Source organism: Burkholderia sp. 572, from assembly GCF_040545135.1.
Classification (GTDB): Bacteria; Pseudomonadota; Gammaproteobacteria; order Burkholderiales; family Burkholderiaceae; genus Burkholderia; species Burkholderia cepacia.
The window spans coordinates 1-17,820 of sequence record NZ_JBEPLH010000032.1; the positions used below are offsets into that span (position 1 = coordinate 1).

Below are 17,820 nucleotides of genomic sequence, written 5' to 3' on the forward strand. Positions count from 1 at the left end.
CGGTTCAATCGTCATTTCTTCCTTGCGTTTGCGTGGCATAAAGTGGCTCCTTGGTCGCCAGTTTATGCCTCACACACAAAAGATCGGATAGGCTCTATGCAAAACGTACAACTCGTTCACTCGCAACGGTATCTGACACTCGAGGCTTCACCGGTATTACCCCAAATCCGCGCAGCGACGCCTGCATGGCAGCTTCAACAGTGTGGCATTGTCCTGCCAACGCCAACGCGGCAAAGCTCATCGCACTCCCCCCAGCCAAACCAAAAACAAAGCCGGCCCCAAGCCGGCTTCGTCATGCCCCCTCAAGCAACAACACGCCCCCGTCACTTCATGCAAGCCGAAGCGAGCTTCCCCACTGCAATCACCGCCTGCTCGATCTCCGGCGACCACGGGCTGCTGTAGTTCAGCCGGATGAAGTTCCGGTAGTTGTCCGTGATCGAGAACATGTAGCCGGGCCCGATCGTGATGCCCTGCTCCAGCGCGAGCTGGTACAGCCGCATCGCATCGACCTGCGCGGGCAACTCGACCCACAGCACGTACCCCCCCGCCGGACTCGAGATGCGCGTGCCCTCCGGGAAAAACCGCGACACCATCGCCCGCATCAGATTCGCCTGCTGCGCATACGCCTTGCGCAAGCGCCGCAGGTGATGCTCGTAGCCGTCGCGTTCGAGAAACTCCGCGATCGCGAGCTGCGGCAACGACGGCGTCGCGAGCGTGTTCAGGAATTTCAGCTTCTCGACCTGATCGCGATAACGGCCCGGCAGTGCCCAGCCGATCCGGTACGCGGCCGTCAGGCTCTTCGAGAACGACGAGCAATGCAGCACGATCCCGTTGCGGTCATACGACTTCAACGAACTCGGATGTGCATCGCCGAAATACAGTTCGTTATACACCCCGTTCTCGATCAGCGGCATTCCGGCCTTCGTCGCGAACTCGACCAGTTCGCGCTTGCGCTCGTCGGGCATCTGGAAGCCGAGCGGGTTCTGGAAGTTCGGCATCACCATGCATGCGGCGATCGGCTGCGACTTCGCGATCGCCGCCAGCGCGGCGATGTCGATCCCGTATTCCGGATGCGTCGCCACCTCGATCGCCTTCATCCCCATCCGCTCGATCGCGTGCAGCATCGCGTAGAACGTCGGCGATTCCACCGCGATCGTGTCGCCCGGTTTCGCCACCGCCTGCAGGCACAGGTTGATCGCCTCCGTCGCACCGACCGTCACGATGATCTCGTTCGGGTCCACCGACATCCCGTTTTCCAGGTAGCGCCGCGCAATCTGCCGGATCAGCCGCGGATGCCCGGGCGGCAATCCGTCCGTCACGCCCCACAGCGACTTGTCGCGGCCGGCCGCGTACGCATAGCGGTTCAGCTTCTCGAACGGGAACAGGCTCGGATCCGGGTACGGCGAGCCGAGCGGCACTGCGTCGTCGGTGCCGATCGAGCGCAGCGTCGACAGCACGAGCCGGCTCACGTCGACCGACGACGAGATCGCGATCGGCTTCGACGGCCGCAGCTCGCGCACCGGCGCATGGCCGTCGTCGCGCCGCAGGTTCACGAAATAGCCGGACTGCGGGCGGCTTTCGAGCAGCCCGCGGCTTTCCAGCAGCAGATACGCATGCAGCACGGTCGTGATGCTGATCCGGTGCTGCTGGCTTGCCTGCCGCACCGACGGAATCCGGTCGCCGTGCCGGTACACGCCCTGGCGGATCAGGCGCTCGATGTCGTCCGCGAGCTTTTCATAGAGTTTCATCGCGTGCCTCCCGCCGGCCTGCGCAGCCGCCCCGCCCCGCTGCGCACATCCGATACGCACGTGTTCCGCCCGTCGACCGGGCCATCGTGGTTCCTGATCTTTCCCTCCGGTTTTGCCTTTTCCATCGCACTGGCTCGCTCTTGAAGATGCGCCAACAGGGTTCCGGTACGACTGGATCTGCGGCACTGTGCCCTTGATGGTGGAATCTTAAGAGCAGAACAGTTGGCGACGAGTACACACATCGTCCACGCGAACAAGAGTACAGTTCGGCGCGAATCGCGCATCACGGGAGAACTGTACGTCTTATGAAATGGCCGGGCCGCCGGAAGCGGCGCACAGCGTGGCCGGATCGGCCCGGAACGCCCGCCGCACGGCCTTCCGCCCGGCTGCATCAATTGGGGTGCAATACTGTGCGTCCGCTCGGTTTTCATTCCCGGAGTCAGACCATGCAGTACACGATCGAACAGGCATCCGACCTCGGCGGCGTGATCCGCACCGCCCGGACCGTACAGAAATGGCGCAGGAACGACGCGGCCGGCACCGAGGCCCACGGATGACTGATCGCGCCCTCGTCGACGAGCTCGCCGCGCGGCTGACCGGCCGCACCGACCATCCGCACTTCACCGGCGCGCCGATCGACCTGTCGACGCTCGACGCGCACGCGCTCGGCGCGGTCTGGCCGGCCCTGCGCCGTGTCGAGTACGAGATCATGGTGCGCGACCAGGCATTCGAGGATCCGCGCGCCGATTTCGCGCGCTGGCTGCACCGGCAGATCGATGCGCTCGGACTCGTGCCGCTCGTCGACGCCGATGCCGCGCTCGAACTGTTCCGCGACATCCCGGCCGGCGGCTGGAAACGCGCGCTGGAGGAATTGCCCTGCCTCGACGCGCCGCCGTCGCCCGCGCTGCAGGCCGAACTCGCGCGCATCGCGGGCGAGCCGGAGGAAGGCGACGTGCGCACCGAGTCCAGCACGTATGGCGTGTATACGCTCGACCGGTTCGCCGGCCGCCGCGACTTCTCGGCGCGACGCGACGCGTATGCGCGGGCGCTGGCGGATTCGCCGTTTCGCGTGCGCGAACTCGACGTGCTGCCCGAACTCGGGCTGGCCGGGCTGCTCGCGCTGGCCGCGACGAACAACGGTTATTTCGCGCCGAGGCGGTTGTGGCTCGACTTGAGCGATCCGGCCGTCACGCTCGCGGAAGACGCCGCGTATGTCGCGTTCGCGCGCGATGCGCTGACGGAAGCCGCGCAACACGTGGCGGCGCTCCATGCGGGCGCCGTCCCGTACGAGGCCGATCGTGCATTCACGACCGACGACGCGCAGGTCGTCGCCCGCGCCGCCCGCGTGGCCGCCTATCGCGACGAAGCGTGGCTGCGCCCGCTGATCGGGCCGCTGCTGACCGGCGTGTGCGTCGCGCCGACGGCCGCGAAGACCGCGCCGTCCCAGTCGCTCGCGATCGCGCTCGGCCACGCGGTCGAGACGATCCCGACCCCCGAGGGCGTGCGCGCGTTGCGCGACGCACTCGCCGCCGTGCGTCACGCCGGCGTGCAGAAGAAGCTGGCACGCAACCTGAAGCCGGCCGAACGCGCGCTCGGCGAGCGGCCGCACACCGCGCTGCGCATGACGCTCGACGCAAAGCCCGACAAGAAGCAGCTCGCGATGCTCGCGACCTGCATGGAAGCCGGCTTCTGGCAGTCGATGACGCTCGGCCACGCCGAATGGCGCGAGCGCCTCGTCGATGCGCCGGCCGGCGCCGCGTTCGCGGCACGCACGATCTGGCACGCGCGCGGCCGCGATGGGTCGACGCAGTCGTTCATGCCCGAGATCGCAAAGGGCAAGGTCGTGCTGCGCGACGCGGCCGGGCACGCGATCGACATCGCCGGCGACAGCGACATCCGGCTATGGCATCCGCTGCTGGCCGATGCGGACGAGCGGCTCGCGTGGCAACGCGCGATCGTCGGCCGCACGCTGCGGCAGCCGGTCAGGCAGGCCTTCCGCGAATACTACGTACCGGCCGACGGCGACGCGTCCGCCAGCGATTCCGCAATGTTCGAAGGCCACGTGCTGTCGAGCCGGCAGTTGATCGGCGTCGCGCGTCGCGAAGGCTGGTCGATCCGCGCGTACGACGACGGGCTCGTCCGCGAATTCGGCGACGTGCGCGCGACCTTCTTCGTCGATGCGCGGCTCTATCCGGGCTCGGAAAGCCACGGCACGTCGCGCCGGCTGCACTTCGAACGCCGGCACGACCGGCACTGGATACCGCTGCCGATCGGCGAAATCGATCGTGTGGTGTTCTCGGAAGTGGCGCGCGCGGTCGATCTGCTCGTCAGTGTCGCCGCGTTCGCGCTCGACGACGACGCAACACGCGCGGCGACGGCCGCGCTCACGGTCGATCCGGTGCGCCAACGCGAGCTCGAAGCACAACGCTGGCAGCGCCTGAACCGGTTGTCGGACGTGCCGCTGGGCACGATGGCGCGGCATCGCCGGCACGTGCTGTCGCTCGTGTTCGCCGGGCCGGTGGCGCAAGGGAAGATGACGATCGATGAACGGCATGTGCGCGTCGGCGCGTGGTCGGTGCATTGCGCGACCGGACGTGTGATGCGCGACGGCGAACCCGTCGATGCCGCGATCGAGCCGCCGCCGTCGCCGCTGCGCGCGGTGCCGTGGCTGCCTTACGACGAAGCGCTGCTGCAGCGGATCGTCGACGTCGTCGCGGGGTTGCTCGATTGAGCGGCCGCCGTCAGATCGAACCGAACAGCGCGCGCGGCCGGTCCTTCAACGTGCCGGCGAGAATCCGCAGCCCGTTGACGAGTTCGTCGCGCGAGGCCGGGCACGCGAGATTGATGCGCACGCCGTGCTCGATCTCCGCGCGATCGACCGCGAACGTCGACGACGGCATCACGATCACGCCGCGCGCCTTCGCGTTCGCGGCGAAGTCGTCGGCGCGCCACGGCGGCGGCAGGCGCAGCCACACGAACATGCACGCCGGGTCGGATTTCAGCTGCCCGGCCGGCAGCAGCTCCCGCGCGAGATCGACGCGCGCGCGGATCTCCGCGAGTTGCGCGCCCATGATCCGCTCGGCGGTGCCGTCCTCGATCCACACGGTCGCGATCAGCATCGACGTGGGGGCCGGCATCCATGCGGTCGTGCGCACCGCCTCCGCGCACAGTGCGACGCTGTCGCGCGGGCAGCTCAGGTAACCGAGGCGCAGCCCCGGCGCGAGGATCTTCGACGTCGCGCCGATATGAAACGTCAGCTCGGGGCACAGCCCCGCGATCGCCGGCAGCCGGTCGCGCACGAGCGGGCCGTATACGTCGTCCTCGATGATCGTCACGTGATGGCGGCGCGCGATGTCGACGAGCGCCATCCGGCGCGCGAGGCTCATCGTCGTCACGGTCGGGTTCTGCAGGTTCGGCACGACGAAGATCGCCTTGACCGGCATGCGCTGGCAGATCCGCTCGATCTCGTCGGGCAGCAGGCCGTCGTCGTCGGCGGGCGCGCTGACGATCTCGAACTGGAACACCGGCGCGAGCGCCTTGAGCCCGTAATACGTGAGGCGGTCGGCCACGATCACGCCGTCGGTGCCGATCAGGCTGTTCAGCACCGCATACAGCCCGTGCTGCGCGCCGCTCGTGACGACCACCTGGTCGCGCGACGGCACGAAACCCGGCGCGGCGAGCCACTGCGCGCCGGCGGCACGCGCCCAGTCGGGGCCCTGCGGCGGCTGGTATTCCTGGAGGGCGGCAAAACGCGGGTCGTTCGGCAGCGTGCCGAACGTCTGCGCGAGGCTCGCGAGAAACTCGCCGGTGGCCGGGCGGTTCACCGTCAGGTCGATCACGCCGTTGCCCGCCGCGAGCGACGCGCGGGCCGGCTCGATGCTCGGCATCGCGCCGCCGGTGACGAGCGAGCCGCGCCGTTTGCTGCCGATCACGAGGCCGCGCAGCTGCAATTCCTTGTACGCACGGGACACGGTCGACACGTTGATGCCGAGCTCGGTCGCGAGCTGGCGCTGCGGCGGCAGGCGGCTGCCCGGCGGATACATGCCGCTGCGGATTTCCTCCTCGATCGAGCTCGATACCTCGACGTAGGTCGGCCGCTTCGCCTGCGCCGGCGCGCCGCCGTCGCGCTCGCCGGAAAGTTTGTCTGATGCCATTTATCGCCCGTGACCACACAAAAAGCGTTTGTCTGCCATTTTGACCTGCCCAGCGATTGTATCCGACATCCCCCTCCCGTCAAACGTCAGTTGAAAAGTCTGTTGAATCAGTCAGTTGGAATCGGGCAAACACTAGCGCCACACAATCTCATTTTGATTGCACACAAAAAATTACTGTGTGATTCTTGATCGCAACTTTGTGTGAATCATGTGACCGGAGGGAACGCGTCATGGCGAATGTCGCCATCGTGGGTGCAGGCTTCATCGGGCTCGGCGCGGCGGCATGGCTGCAGCGCGACGGGCATCGCGTGACGCTGTTCGACCCGGCCGGCATCGGCCAGGGCGCGTCGTTCGGCAATGCCGCAACGTTCGCGCCGTACGGCTGCGTGCCGGTGAACGGCCCGTCGGTGTTCCGCGACATGCCGCACTTCCTGTTCGCCGCCGACAGCCCGCTGCGCATCCGCTGGCCGTACCTGCTGCACGGCGCGCCGTGGCTCGCGCGGTTCCTGCTCGCATCGACGCCCGCGCGCCACGCACGCAGCGCCGCCGCGCTGGCCGCGCTGCTGTCGCGCGCCGCCGACGGTTATGCGCCGCTGCTTGCACCGTCGCGGCTCGCCGCGTTCGTGCGGCCGCGCGAATGCCTGTACCTGTATGCGCGGCAGGCGTCGTTCGACGCCGCGCAGCCGTCGCTCGCGCTGCGGCGCCGGCTCGGCGTGCCGTTCGAAACGCTCGACGCGAGCGCGATCCGCCGGCTCGAGCCCGCACTCGCGCCGATCTTCACGCGCGGCGTGCTGTTCGTCGGAAGCTGGCACTTCTCCGATCCATGCGGATTCCTCGGCGCCCTGTTCGCGCACCTCGCCACCGGCGGCGCCGCGCTCGAACGCACGCGCGTCGAACGGATCGAGCCCGCCCGCGACAGCGTGAACGTGCATGCGGGCGGCGCCATGCGCACGTTCGATCACGTCGTCATTGCCGCCGGCGCCCGCTCGCGCGCACTCGCGGCTGCCTGCGGCGACACCGTGCCGCTCGATACCGAGCGCGGCTACCACGTACAGTTCGGCGCGCACGAGCCGATCGTCTCGCGGCCGGTCGGCTGGGCCGAGCGCGGCTTCTACATGACGCCGCTCGACGAAGGGCTGCGCGCGGCCGGCACCGTCGAACTCGGCGGCTTCGACGCGCCGATGAATCCGTCGCTCGTCGCGCTGCTCACGCGTTCCGCGCGCGAAGCCGTGCCGTCGCTCGGCGCACCGACGCGCAGCTGGCTCGGCTTCCGGCCGACGCTGCCGGACGGCGTGCCCGTGATCGGCCGCGCGCGGCGCAGCGCGCGCGTGATCCATGCATTCGGCCATCAGCATCTCGGCGTGACGCTCGCCGGCATCACCGGGCAAATCGTCGCCGACCTCGTCGCCCAGCGCGCACCGCCGCTGGACCTCGCACCGTACCGGGCCGCGCGATTCTGACGCGCGCCGCGACTTTCACCACTGCAAGGAGGCATCCATCATGAATCGTCGTAACTGGCTGGCTTGGCTGGCCGTCTGCTCGATCGGCACGGTCGGCGCATCCGCGCAGGCCGCGGACCCGGAGACCGTCAAGATCGGCTTCGCCGGCCCGCTGACGGGGCCCGTCGCGCGCGTCGGCAAGGATCTGCAATACGGTGCGCAACTCGCGCTCGACGAAGAAAACGCGAAACATCCGACCGTGGGCGGCAAGCCCGTGCGCTTCGTGCTCGACGTGCAGGACGACCAGGCCGATCCGCGCATCGCGATCCAGGTCGCGCAGAAGCTCGTCGACGACGGCGTGGTCGGCGTGATCGGCCACTACAACTCGGGCTGCAGCATTCCCGCATCGGCCGTCTACAAGCAGGCGAACGTCGCGATGATCACGCCCGGCTCGACCAATCCGCAGCTGACGATGCAAGGCTTCAAGAACGTGTTCCGCACGATGGGGCACGACGGCGTCGGCGGCGTGGTGGCCGGCCGTTTCGCGGTCGAGCAGCTGAAGGCGAAACGGATCGGCATCATCGACGATCGCACCGCGTTCGGCCAGGGTCTCGCCGACGCGTTCGAGAAGGGCGTGAAGGATGCGCACGGCAGCATCGTGTCGCGCGAATACACGAACGACAAGGCCGTCGATTTCCGCGCGATCCTGACGACGATGAAGAGCAACAACGTCGACCTGCTGTTCTTCGGCGGCCTCGACGAACAGGGCGCGATGCTCGTCAAGCAGATGCGCTCGCTCGGCATCCGCGCGCAGCTGTTCGGCGCCGGCGCATTGAAAAGCAATGCATTCCTGAAGATCGCCGGCACCTCGGGCGAAGGCACGCAGGATCTCGAACCGGGGCCGGCGCTCGACAAGCTGCCGTCCGCCGTCGCGTTCGCGCAGCGCTACAAGGCACGCTTCAACCAGGATGTCGAGCTCTATGCGCCGTTCTCGTACGACGCGGCGCTCGCGATGATCGCGGCGGTACGCAAGGCCGATTCGCTCGATCGCGGCAAGATCGTCGCGAGCCTGCCCGGCGTATCGGTCACCGGCGTGACCGGAAAGATCTCGTTCGACGAGCGCGGCGACCTGATCAAGCCGCCGTACACGCTGTTCCGCGTCGAACAGGGGCAGTGGCACAGCATCCGCACGGTCGGCGGCGCGTCGAACTGACGCGCGGCGGCGCGACCGGGAACCACACCGTCATCGCGCCGCCTGCTGCCGCTGCACCTCCTGCGCTTTCATCTGCAGATACGCGCCGCGCTCGACCTCGTGCAGTTGCTGCGGATACTGCTCGGTCGCGTCGAACCAGCGCGCGAGGCGCTGGTCGAGCGGCTTGTCGAGCGTCGCGAGATACGCATCGATCGCGAGGTAGTAGCGCATCGTGTTGCGCTCCAGCAGCCCGCGCACGCCGCCGACGTACTGCGGCTGCGCGGCCGATCCCCCGACATTCGTGAAGCCGACCTTGTCGCTGCCGACGGTCGCGAGGTAGGTCTTCATCGCCATGCGGCCGACCGTGCCGAAACCATACGAATACGTGAGATGCAGGAACGTGCGCGACGCGCCGACCGGCACGGCCTCCAGCGCGATCCGGTAATCCTTCGTGCCCATCGGGCCGCTGTCGGCGGTCAGGTCGACCTGGAAATAGTCGGGCGATGCGGCCGCCACGCGATAGCGGAACTGCACGCGATAGGTGTCGGACAGCTTCTGCTGGATCTTGCGGCCGAGGTTCACGTCGAGCACCGGGCCGTTGCCGCCGCCCGATGCATGACAGTATTTCGTGTTCAGGTGCAGGATCAGCACCGCGCACCAGTTCGCGGGGCCCTGCGCGGGATCGTCGAGCTGGCCGCTCACGACCGCGAACGGATAGTCGACCACCGCGTAGATGTCGCCCTTCAGCGACGACGACGCTTCCGTCGATTCGAGCACCAGCGGCCGGTGAAACGCGTTGTCCTTCAGTTGCGCGCCGAGGCTGCGGTAACGGTCGAGCAGCGCCGCCGCATCGTCCGCGCCGAACGACAGCGCGCTCCAGCCCGTACACAGGGCCGCGACGAGCGCGTACCAGGCGCGGCGGGCGAGCCACGTGCCGCGCGGATGTCCGGATGTCTTCATTCTTGTGCTCCCGCCTGGCGCGCGATGGTCGCGCGCATGTGTCACAGAATACGCCTGGCCGCAGCGCAACATTGCACGCGAAAAGGCCGTTATCGACGCCGCTTCACCGGCACCGGCAACTGCGCGGCGGTGATCCGGATCAGCGCCGACAGCCATTCGCGATCGTCCCAGTGCTCGCCCGAGATGACGAGATGCGGCTTCGCGCCCGGATACGGCGAACCTTCCTCGCACGTACCGAGAAACGCGCGGCCTTCGGGCGTCGGCTTGACGAACAACCGATCGTCGCAGACGAGCGCCGCCATCTTGCCGTCGCAATAGATACCGTACTCGCCGAACATCTTGCGCGCCGATACCGTGCCGGCCGCCGCCATCTGCTCGACGATGAAATCGACTGTCCCCTGGCTCGATGCCATCCCTGCTCCTTGCAAAAGGTGTATGACCGCTGCGTGTGCCCGACCGTTCCGCCTGATCGGCGGATGCGCTGCGGTGCGTCATCCATTCGTCGGCGGAACGCGCATTCGGACGCATTCGGGCACGTGCAGGCATTCGCGGCCCGCAACACGCTGCGTGTCGTGTCGTGACATTCACATGACGGCGCACGGCCGAGCGAGACTATCGCGATCGACGACGTAACAATGCGACAACGCCCGCCTACGAACGCAATACCGACGGCGCGACGCCCAGCCAGCGATGAAAGCTGCGCCGCATGTTTTCGGTATCGCCGAAACCGCACTCGTTCGCCACGCGCTGCAGCGACGCGGCCCCGCTTTCGAGCGCCGCCCGAGCGGCTTCCACGCGCAGTTTCTCGACGGCCTTGGCCGGCGTGAGGCCGGTTTCCGTCTGGAACGCCCGCGCGAATTGGCGCGGGCTCATGCACGCCTGCTCGGCCAGGTCGCTCACGCGCAAGCGTGCGCCGAGATTGCGGCGAATGTGGTCGAGCAACGGCTTGAAGCGCCCTTGCGCGCTGTCCAGTTCGATCAGCGCCGAGAACTGCGACTGTCCGCCGGGGCGCCGGTAGTACACGACCAGACGTTTCGCGACGGCGCGCGCCAGCCGCTCGCCGCGATCCTCGCCGATCAACGCGAGCGTCAGGTCGATGCCGGCCGTGATGCCGGCGCTCGTCCAGAACGGCCCGTCGTTCACGTAGATGCGATCGAGCGCGAGCCGCACCTGCGGAAACGCCCGCGCAAACCGCTCGCCGCAGCCCCAGTGCGTGGTCGCCAGCCGGCCGTCCAGCACGCCGGCCGCGGCCAGCAGCAGGCTGCCCGAACAGACACTCGCCACCCGGATGCCGCGCGCCGCGCAGCGCCGCACGAACGCGCAAGTCGCTGCGTCGGCCATCGCGGCATCGACGCCGTCGCCGCCCGCGACCAGCAATGTATCGAGGTCCACCGCATCCGGCAACGGCTCGGCGTGCCAGCTCACGCCCGACGAACTGCGCACCAGCCCCGGCTGCGCCGCGACGATGCGAACCGCGTAATACGGCTCGCGCGCGTAGTCGGCCATCTCGAACGCGGAAACGGGCCCGGCGGCATCCAGCACCTGGAAACCGGGATACACGAGCATGGCGACGCGATCGGTCATGGCAGAAAGTGCGGGAGAAATGACATTGCGACGGACAGCGCGCGGCGCGATGCTACACGCCGCTCATACCTGGGGAGATCGTGATGGCCATCACGCCGTTCATCGTCGTATTCGCATTGTTCGATCATGTCACGCAGCTCGATTTCACCGGGCCGGACGAAGTGTTCTGGCGTCTGCCGGGCGCGCGGATCCGGCGGGCCTCGGTGCGCGGCGGACCGATTCGCGCGGACAGCGGCCTGACCGTTGCCGAGGTCGAGCGGCTCGCCGACATCGCGCACGCCGATCTCGTCTGCGTGCCGGGCGGGCTCGGCGTGATCGACGCGATCGCGGACGATGCATTCGTCCGCGAGGTGCGCCGGCTCGCGCTCGGCGCCCGCTATGTTACCTCCGTGTGCAGCGGGTCGCTGGTGCTCGGCGCGGCCGGGTTGCTGCAAGGCCGGCGGGCCGCCTGCCACTGGGCGTGGCGCGACCTGCTGCCGCCGTTCGGCGCGATCGTCGACGAAGGCCGCGTGGTGCGCGACGGCCCGGTCGTCACGGGCGGCGGCGTCACCGCCGGCATCGACATGGCGCTCTCGGTGATGGCCGACCTGGCCGGCCCGGCCTACGCGCAAGCGGTGCAGCTCGGCATCGAATATGCGCCCGAGCCGCCGTTCGACTGCGGACGTCCCGAGCAGGCCGCGCCGGACATTCTCGCGTCGGTGTCCGCGCTGTTCGAGCGCGTGCGGCCCGATCGTCATGCGGTCGTGGCGCGTGCGGCGCAGCACCTTGCGCTACCCGACGCGAGCCGACAACCGGCATGACGCACGCGCGGCCCGGGCCGGATCGACGCGACGCCGTTACTTGTCTGCCGCAAACGCGCTCGACATCTGCCGCGCCCGCTTCACGTCGTCGCCGTGCAGGTAGATCGACGTCGTCGAGATCGACGCATGCCGCAGGTTGTCGCGCACGGTCGTCAGCTCCGCGCCGCGCGCCAACGCATGCGTCGCATGCGTATGACGCATCCAGTGCGGGCTCGCCTGCCGCAGCTTCTGCGCGAGCGCGGGGTTGTCGGCCTCGACCTGATCGGCCGTCTGCGTGAAGAAACGCTGCATCACCTTCCACAGCCGCACGCTCGTGATCGCGGCCGCGCCGTCTTCCGCGAGGCTCGCGATCAGCGGCGTATCGGGCCGCCAGCGCACCGGCGTGACCGGCAGCCGGCGTGCGACCAGGTAACGGTCGAGCGCCGTGCGCGCGAGCGGCGGCAGCGCGACGCGCGCGGCCTTGCCGCCCTTTCCGACCACCTTCAGCCACGCGTCGCCGTGCGCGTCCGTCTCGATGCCGCCGAGCGTCGCGCCGACCAGCTCGCTCGCGCGCAGCCCGGTCGCATAGCCGAAATCGAGAATGAAGCGCAGCCGTTGCGCGGCGGCCGGCGTCCAGCCCGACTGCGGCGCACCGGCCGCCGTGCCGGTGCGGAACTCGAGCCCGTCGGCGATCGTGCGCACGAGCAGCCATTCGCCTTCGGTGAACGCGTGCGACGTGTCGAGTGCGTTCGCGCCGCGCGTGTCGCGCACCTTGACGCCCGCGAACGGATTCGCCAGCAGGTAGCGCTGCTCGATCAGCCAGCGAAACAACGCGCCGAGCACCGACAGCGTGTATGCCGCCGAACGCGCGGACAGCGCGCCCGAGAACGGCCGCCAGTCGGGCGCACCGCGCGGCCGCACGGGCCCGACCCAGCGTTCGTGCGGGCTCGGGCGCCGCACGAATGCGCGATACGCGACCGCGTCCTCGGTCGTCAGCGACGACAGCGCGCGGCCGCGCTCGACGATCGCCCACAGGATCAGCCGCTCCGCCTCCTTCCGGTACGCACGCCGCGTCGCGGCCGATTCGTGCAGCGACAGCCACGCGTGCACGGCCGCGTAATCGTTGTCCGCATCGAGCGTGCTGGTCGCACGCGGCGCGCGGAACGTGCCGGCCGAGCCGTCGACCTCGTGCGGCAGCTTCAACTGCTCCCACGGCACGATGCTGCCGCGCGGCGTCGCCGCGATCAGCGCGCGCGCCCGTTCGGTCAGGTCCGGATGCGCGGCGAAAAACGCCTCGATGTGCCGCGCACCGGCCACGCCGAGGCCCGCGATCGCACGCCACCACTGGCGCCGGCGCGGAATCCGCACCGTGAGATCGGCGAGCGTCGCGATCCCGTGCGCCCGCAGCGCGGCGACCGCACGCGCGGGCAGCCACAGGCCGACGTCGTCGCTGATCTGCGGGACCGGCGCGCGCGCATGACGCAGCAGGCCGATCGCTTCGGCAGCCGCCTTCGCCTCCCGAATACGCTCACCGTCGGGATGACCGAGACGCTCCGCGAGATCGGGCCGGCCGACCTGCCGTGCAACGTGCACGAGGCGGCGGCGAATCCCGCCGATCACGCCGCGCGCCGAGCGCCCTTCGCCGAGACGATCGGGCAGGTAGCGTTCGACGGCCTGGCGCACGGTCATGCCCGCGTACCATGCGCGCAGCGCGGCCAGTTCGTCGGCGTCGGGATAGCCTGCGGGCGCAGGCGCGGAATCGGAGGAAGGCAGTGAGGCGAGGCGCGGTTTCATGGGCGCCAGTTTGACAGAAGCGCGCGCGGCCGGATACGTCGCGCGCGGCGTTCCGGGGCACTCCGGGAGCAGATCGCGGCCAAGATGATCGCGCTGACGATTGCCGAGCGGAACGAAGGCCGCATCGACACCGCGCTCGACGCAGGCAATTTCTCGGGCGACCTGTTGAACGGCATCGGCTACGACCTCGTCAACGCCGGCCGGAAGATCGATCGTGAGATGGCGACGATCGATGCGCGCCTCGCGCAGTCACCCGATGACCCGTATGCGCTCGACAGCAAGGGCTGGACGCTCCATCGCCTCGGTCGCGACGACGAAGCGCTGACGTGGTTCGACCGGCCGATTCAGGATTCAGGGAGCGACGCCGCGCAACGCGTCACTCCTCGCCTTTCGCGCCCGGATTGAGCATCACGACGAAGCCGGCCACTCCGACGACCAGCGCGACCGCGCCGCCGCGCAGCGCCATCGCGTTGTCGAACAATAGCCCCGTCACGACGGCCATCATCCCCACGAGCGAGACGAACACGGCGATCGCCGCGACGACGATCCGGGATTGGCGGCGTATCATTGCGCCCCCTCCGGGTTACGCGGCCGCAGCCGCTACGTCGGCATCGTCGCCGCGAATCAGCAGCACCGGGCACTTCGAGCCGCGCACGAAGCGCTCGGCGACGCTGCCGAGCAACACGCGCCGGATGCCGCGCCGCCCGTGCGTGCCGACCACCGCGAGATCGATCCCGCCTTCCTTCACGTAGCGCTGCAGGCGTTCCGAGATGTCCTCGCCGATGCTCTCCGTCTCGACGAGTTCGGCCTCGCCTTTCGCACCGGCGAGCGCGATGACCTGTTCGGCTTCGCGCAGTACCTTGCGCCCGTCGTCGCGCATTTCCTCGACGAGCGCGTGCGGATCGAAACGGCCCGCGTAAGTGAACAGCACCGACTTGTCGACCACATACACGGCACTGACTTGCGCGTCGCCTGCCAGCGCGACCTTTACGGCCTCGGCAAGCGCCAGTTTCGACGAAGCGCTGCCGTCGACGGCCACCATGATCTTCTTGTACATGCAAACCTCGCTGGGGTGAATTGCCGCGCGGCTGGGTGCGCGCGGCCCTGTCACCATCATCGGCGGACGGCGGGTTCGAATGTTGACGGCGATCAAGCGAGCGACCATGCCGGCTGCGACCGGCCGACGCAGGGCGCGGCGCGCGCGCCGGAGCCCGCACCCTTTTGCGTCCTCGCGTATGCGGCGCGCGATACGCGTGCTTGTCGAACCCGCCGGCGCGCGACGGAATCCGCCGGGCCCGCGGCGGCCGCGCGCCGCCCGTGCGCACCGGAATCGAGCGGCCACCATGCCGAAGGCGCTATCATCGGATGTGCGACTTTCGTCCGGCCCTTATTTGCCGGCCCACTTTCAACTCGCTCAACCGACATGACAACGACTACCGAACGCGTGGACGGCGCCGCCCAGCATCTCGTCGCCGCCCGCCATGCCGGCTCGCCCGGCCCGCTGCTGCCCGATGCTCTGCGCCCCGACGACATCGACACCGCGCTCGCGATCCAGCAGCGCGTGGCCGACCTGCTCGGCGAATCCGTCGGCGGATGGAAATGCGCGCTGCCGCCGCCCGACCGCGTGATCCTCGCACCGATCTTCGCGTCGACGATCCGCGAGGCCGATGCGCCGTACCGCGTCGTCGGCGGCCCGATCGTGCGGATCGAACCGGAAATCGCGTTCGTGCTCGATCGCGACCTGCCCGCGCGCGAGCAGCCGTACGACGAACAGGACGTGCGCGACGCGATCCGCGAGGTGCGCATCGTGCTCGAGGTGCTCGGCTGCCGCTATGCGGAGCCCGCGCGCGCGTCGAAGTTCGAGCTGCTGGCCGACGGGCAATTCAACCAGGGGCTGTGCGTCGGCCCGGTCGTGCCCGACGGGCTGAACGTGCCGCTCGAGACGCTGGCGCTGTCGTTCGAAGGCGCGCTGAACCGCACGATCGACGGCCGCCATCCGGACGGCGATCCGCTGAAGCCGCTGGTGTGGCTCGTCAACTTCCTCGCATCGCGCGGCGACACGGTGCGCGCCGGGCAGATCGTGACGACCGGATCGTACGCGGGCGCGATCGACGTACCGCTCGGCGATGCGCTGACGGTTCGCTTCGGCGAGCTCGGCAGTTTGTCGGTGACGTTGACGGCCTGATGCAAGCGGCGCGCGGGCACGGCTGAACGGGCTGGTCACTGATCGCTGATCGCTGGCCGCAGCGCGACGGCCGCGATTGTTGCGCGGCCGGTGTCAGGCGCGCGGCTGCGCGCACTGTCGTGACGGCAACGTCATCGCGGCCACGCCGGCAACGACGCACGCGAGCCCGAGCCACGCCGATGCCGACCGCGATTCCCCGAGCAGCGCCATGCCGATGCCGATGCCGATCGGCACGCGCAGACAGGCCTGCGCTGTCGTGCCGACCGAACCGAGCGTCTGCACGAGCCGAAAATAGATGACGAACGCGATCGCCGCCCGTGCCGGCAGCGATCGCGACGACGGATGAAGCGTCCACGGACGGTCGGCGGCGAGACTGGCAGGCACCAGCACGATCGCCCCGACGATCAGCGAGCCGGCGGGCGACATCCCCTGGAACGACCGCCCGTAGCGCGCTGCGCCCCCCTGCATCTTCCGTACGACGTGATAACGTTGCACATCCCCGCGCGCACCGCGCCCTACCCCGTGGCATGCGCACCGCTTTCACGCCGATATCGAACATGTCGCTGACACCGCTTCCCGCCCTGCTCGACGAAACCCTGCGCACCGTCGTGCGCCGCTACCGGCTGCCGCCGCTCGACAGCGCGTCGTCGCCGGCCGACGCCGCGAACCCGGCCGCCACGCTTGCGATCGTGATCGAGGAAGCGCGCAGGATGCGAAGCGACGGGCACACACCCGACGCGGCGCTGCGGCAGCGCTTCATCGACGCCCTCGCGCGGATGATCCGCGATGCGATGGATACGCATTCCGGCGATCCCGCGTTTCAGGCAGCGGTGCTGCGGCACGATGCGCCGAGCGTGCGCGAATACGCGTCGTTGTCGGCACACGCGGAGCAGGACCGTCGCGCGCTGCACTCGGCCGTCAACGCGATCGCGCACCCGGCCAAGCTCGAGCGCAGCGCCCGGCCGTGGCAACGCGACGGGCTCGCGCGGCTGCATGCGGCCGCCACCGGCGCGTCGTGGGCCGATCTGCACGACACGCTGCGGCACCTGCTCGCACTGCCCGACATGAAGACCGACCCGGCCTTCGAACAGGACATCGTCAAGCTGAAAGACAGCCCCGCGCTCGAACGCCTGCTGCGCGTCGACGCACTGGCATCGGACGAGCACGTGCGCCGCTACCGTGCGCTGTGGGTCCGCCAGGGTCCGCTCGAAGGCAGCTCGGTCGCCGTTGCACAGGGCGTCGCATCGCAGCAGCGCGGCGCAGCCGTCGAAGCGCTGGCCGCGCAGGCGCTCGACGCGCTGGCCCGCAGGCTCGACGCCGTCGACGCACGCCGCACGTACCGGGTGGTGACGTCGATGCGCGTGCCGTCGTCGATACCGGGCCGGCACGATCGCGCGAAAACCGAATGGGACGCGATCCTGCTCGAACGCCCTCGCGGCGACGACCCGGCGCCCGCGTGGAACGTGCGCTTCCTCGTCGAAGCGAAAGCGTCCGCGGATGCCGCGACGACCGATCTGCCGCGGCTGCTGCGCGGCCTGACCCTGCTCGCGCAGGCCGACCCGGACACGATCTATTCGTTCGAGACGCACCAGGGCACGGTGCGCGTGCACGGCGCGTCGCTGCGGGCGCTGACGACCGACGACGCCGCGCTGCAACGGGAAGTGCTCTATTGCTGCGATGCGTCCGCGGACGCGACGCCGCGCCTGCTGGGCGCCGCGAGCCGGATGCAGTTGCTGTCGGCGCAAGCCAGCCTCGAGTACGCGAGCGCACTCGCGCAACAGCCGCACACCGTTCCTGACGGCCTCAGCGTCGTCTGGCACGCGCTGCTGACGATGCCGCAATGGCATGCGGTGCTGCACCAGTACCCGTCGTTGCGGCAGGTGCGCGAGCTGATGGTGGCGATCGACGACTTGCGGGCCGCGATCGACGAGGTCGATGAAGGCGGTGCGGCCAGCAGCGTGTACGCGTGACGCACGAAACGAGCC

At 69.2% G+C, this 17,820-nt stretch carries 16 protein-coding genes; 7 read left to right on the forward strand and 9 right to left on the reverse strand.

Annotated features, from left to right (window positions below):
* Positions 1-323: 323 nt before the first annotated feature.
* A complete protein-coding gene (locus tag ABIC51_RS36535) occupies positions 324-1,748 on the reverse strand; it encodes an aminotransferase-like domain-containing protein (RefSeq protein ID WP_027792441.1) in 1,425 nt (474 codons plus the stop codon).
* 553 nt (positions 1,749-2,301) lie between these two features.
* Here ABIC51_RS36535 and ABIC51_RS36540 point away from each other — a divergent pair.
* On the forward strand, positions 2,302-4,479 hold the full coding sequence (locus tag ABIC51_RS36540; RefSeq protein ID WP_175901666.1) for a DUF4132 domain-containing protein: 2,178 nt from the start codon (positions 2,302-2,304) through the stop codon (positions 4,477-4,479).
* Between the two features lie 10 nt (positions 4,480-4,489).
* On the opposite strand, the gene ABIC51_RS36545 is transcribed toward ABIC51_RS36540, so the two are convergent.
* On the reverse strand, positions 4,490-5,902 hold the full coding sequence (locus ABIC51_RS36545; RefSeq protein ID WP_060084110.1) for an aminotransferase-like domain-containing protein: 1,413 nt from the start codon (positions 5,900-5,902) through the stop codon (positions 4,490-4,492).
* A gap of 230 nt (positions 5,903-6,132) precedes the next feature.
* On the opposite strand from ABIC51_RS36545, the gene ABIC51_RS36550 reads away from it, so the two are divergent.
* Together ABIC51_RS36550 and ABIC51_RS36555 are read left to right on the forward strand one after the other, a co-directional pair.
* The gene (locus tag ABIC51_RS36550; RefSeq protein ID WP_175901663.1) at positions 6,133-7,362 is read left to right on the forward strand and encodes an NAD(P)/FAD-dependent oxidoreductase; all 1,230 of its coding nucleotides are present in this window, start codon (positions 6,133-6,135) and stop codon (positions 7,360-7,362) included.
* A gap of 40 nt (positions 7,363-7,402) precedes the next feature.
* A complete protein-coding gene (locus tag ABIC51_RS36555; protein WP_027792437.1) occupies positions 7,403-8,554 on the forward strand; it encodes a branched-chain amino acid ABC transporter substrate-binding protein in 1,152 nt (383 codons plus the stop codon).
* Positions 8,555-8,584: 30 nt separating this feature from the next.
* Here ABIC51_RS36555 and ABIC51_RS36560 read toward each other — a convergent pair whose 3' ends face one another.
* The 3 genes from ABIC51_RS36560 to ABIC51_RS36570 form a co-directional block, all read right to left on the reverse strand.
* Positions 8,585-9,493, reverse strand: coding sequence for a hypothetical protein (locus ABIC51_RS36560; protein WP_060174745.1), 909 nt, complete (start codon positions 9,491-9,493; stop codon positions 8,585-8,587).
* A gap of 89 nt (positions 9,494-9,582) precedes the next feature.
* Positions 9,583-9,906, reverse strand: a complete 324-nt coding sequence (locus tag ABIC51_RS36565) for a TfoX/Sxy family protein (protein ID WP_175901661.1) — start codon at positions 9,904-9,906, stop codon at positions 9,583-9,585.
* Between the two features lie 238 nt (positions 9,907-10,144).
* Positions 10,145-11,077 (reverse strand): GlxA family transcriptional regulator, encoded by a 933-nt coding sequence (locus ABIC51_RS36570; protein ID WP_175901659.1) that lies wholly within the window; start codon positions 11,075-11,077, stop codon positions 10,145-10,147.
* Between the two features lie 83 nt (positions 11,078-11,160).
* On the opposite strand from ABIC51_RS36570, the gene ABIC51_RS36575 reads away from it, so the two are divergent.
* A complete protein-coding gene (locus tag ABIC51_RS36575; protein WP_175901657.1) occupies positions 11,161-11,877 on the forward strand; it encodes a DJ-1/PfpI family protein in 717 nt (238 codons plus the stop codon).
* Between the two features lie 36 nt (positions 11,878-11,913).
* On the opposite strand, the gene ABIC51_RS36580 is transcribed toward ABIC51_RS36575, so the two are convergent.
* Positions 11,914-13,650 (reverse strand): site-specific integrase, encoded by a 1,737-nt coding sequence (locus ABIC51_RS36580; RefSeq protein ID WP_175901655.1) that lies wholly within the window; start codon positions 13,648-13,650, stop codon positions 11,914-11,916.
* Positions 13,651-13,734: 84 nt separating this feature from the next.
* Between ABIC51_RS36580 and ABIC51_RS36585 the strand changes: the two genes are divergently transcribed.
* The gene (locus ABIC51_RS36585; RefSeq protein WP_175901653.1) at positions 13,735-14,055 is read left to right on the forward strand and encodes a tetratricopeptide repeat protein; all 321 of its coding nucleotides are present in this window, start codon (positions 13,735-13,737) and stop codon (positions 14,053-14,055) included.
* Here the strand turns inward: ABIC51_RS36585 and ABIC51_RS36590 are convergent.
* Positions 14,027-14,218, reverse strand: a complete 192-nt coding sequence (locus ABIC51_RS36590) for a DUF2964 family protein (protein WP_021157890.1) — start codon at positions 14,216-14,218, stop codon at positions 14,027-14,029. The two genes, ABIC51_RS36585 and ABIC51_RS36590, sit on opposite strands and share 29 nt — an antisense overlap.
* A gap of 15 nt (positions 14,219-14,233) precedes the next feature.
* Entirely contained in the window at positions 14,234-14,707 is a 474-nt protein-coding gene (locus tag ABIC51_RS36595) for a universal stress protein (RefSeq protein WP_027792431.1), read from the reverse strand.
* Positions 14,708-15,073: 366 nt separating this feature from the next.
* Here ABIC51_RS36595 and ABIC51_RS36600 point away from each other — a divergent pair, with 366 nt between their 5' ends.
* Complete coding sequence (locus ABIC51_RS36600; RefSeq protein WP_175901650.1) at positions 15,074-15,835, forward strand: 2-keto-4-pentenoate hydratase; 762 nt, start codon at positions 15,074-15,076, stop codon at positions 15,833-15,835.
* 93 nt (positions 15,836-15,928) lie between these two features.
* Here ABIC51_RS36600 and ABIC51_RS36605 read toward each other — a convergent pair whose 3' ends face one another.
* Positions 15,929-16,303 carry a DMT family transporter gene (locus ABIC51_RS36605; RefSeq protein ID WP_175901642.1) on the reverse strand — a complete coding sequence of 125 codons (375 nt, stop codon included), beginning with the start codon at positions 16,301-16,303 and terminating at the stop codon, positions 15,929-15,931.
* Positions 16,304-16,392: 89 nt separating this feature from the next.
* On the opposite strand from ABIC51_RS36605, the gene ABIC51_RS36610 reads away from it, so the two are divergent.
* Positions 16,393-17,805, forward strand: coding sequence for a 3-deoxy-D-arabino-heptulosonate 7-phosphate synthase (locus ABIC51_RS36610; RefSeq protein WP_354006954.1), 1,413 nt, complete (start codon positions 16,393-16,395; stop codon positions 17,803-17,805).
* The last annotated feature ends 15 nt before the right edge of the window (positions 17,806-17,820 follow it).

Coding starts and splice junctions, on each gene's coding strand:
- ABIC51_RS36535 (WP_027792441.1), bottom strand. CDS start 1,748: ATGAAACTCTATGAAAAGCTCGCGGACGACATCGAGCGCCTGATCCGC.
- ABIC51_RS36540 (WP_175901666.1), top strand. CDS start 2,302: ATGACTGATCGCGCCCTCGTCGACGAGCTCGCCGCGCGGCTGACCGGC.
- ABIC51_RS36545 (WP_060084110.1), bottom strand. CDS start 5,902: ATGGCATCAGACAAACTTTCCGGCGAGCGCGACGGCGGCGCGCCGGCG.
- ABIC51_RS36550 (WP_175901663.1), top strand. CDS start 6,133: ATGGCGAATGTCGCCATCGTGGGTGCAGGCTTCATCGGGCTCGGCGCG.
- ABIC51_RS36555 (WP_027792437.1), top strand. CDS start 7,403: ATGAATCGTCGTAACTGGCTGGCTTGGCTGGCCGTCTGCTCGATCGGC.
- ABIC51_RS36560 (WP_060174745.1), bottom strand. CDS start 9,493: ATGAAGACATCCGGACATCCGCGCGGCACGTGGCTCGCCCGCCGCGCC.
- ABIC51_RS36565 (WP_175901661.1), bottom strand. CDS start 9,906: ATGGCATCGAGCCAGGGGACAGTCGATTTCATCGTCGAGCAGATGGCG.
- ABIC51_RS36570 (WP_175901659.1), bottom strand. CDS start 11,077: ATGACCGATCGCGTCGCCATGCTCGTGTATCCCGGTTTCCAGGTGCTG.
- ABIC51_RS36575 (WP_175901657.1), top strand. CDS start 11,161: ATGGCCATCACGCCGTTCATCGTCGTATTCGCATTGTTCGATCATGTC.
- ABIC51_RS36580 (WP_175901655.1), bottom strand. CDS start 13,650: ATGAAACCGCGCCTCGCCTCACTGCCTTCCTCCGATTCCGCGCCTGCG.
- ABIC51_RS36585 (WP_175901653.1), top strand. CDS start 13,735: ATGATCGCGCTGACGATTGCCGAGCGGAACGAAGGCCGCATCGACACC.
- ABIC51_RS36590 (WP_021157890.1), bottom strand. CDS start 14,218: ATGATACGCCGCCAATCCCGGATCGTCGTCGCGGCGATCGCCGTGTTC.
- ABIC51_RS36595 (WP_027792431.1), bottom strand. CDS start 14,707: ATGTACAAGAAGATCATGGTGGCCGTCGACGGCAGCGCTTCGTCGAAA.
- ABIC51_RS36600 (WP_175901650.1), top strand. CDS start 15,074: ATGACAACGACTACCGAACGCGTGGACGGCGCCGCCCAGCATCTCGTC.
- ABIC51_RS36605 (WP_175901642.1), bottom strand. CDS start 16,303: ATGCAGGGGGGCGCAGCGCGCTACGGGCGGTCGTTCCAGGGGATGTCG.
- ABIC51_RS36610 (WP_354006954.1), top strand. CDS start 16,393: ATGTCGCTGACACCGCTTCCCGCCCTGCTCGACGAAACCCTGCGCACC.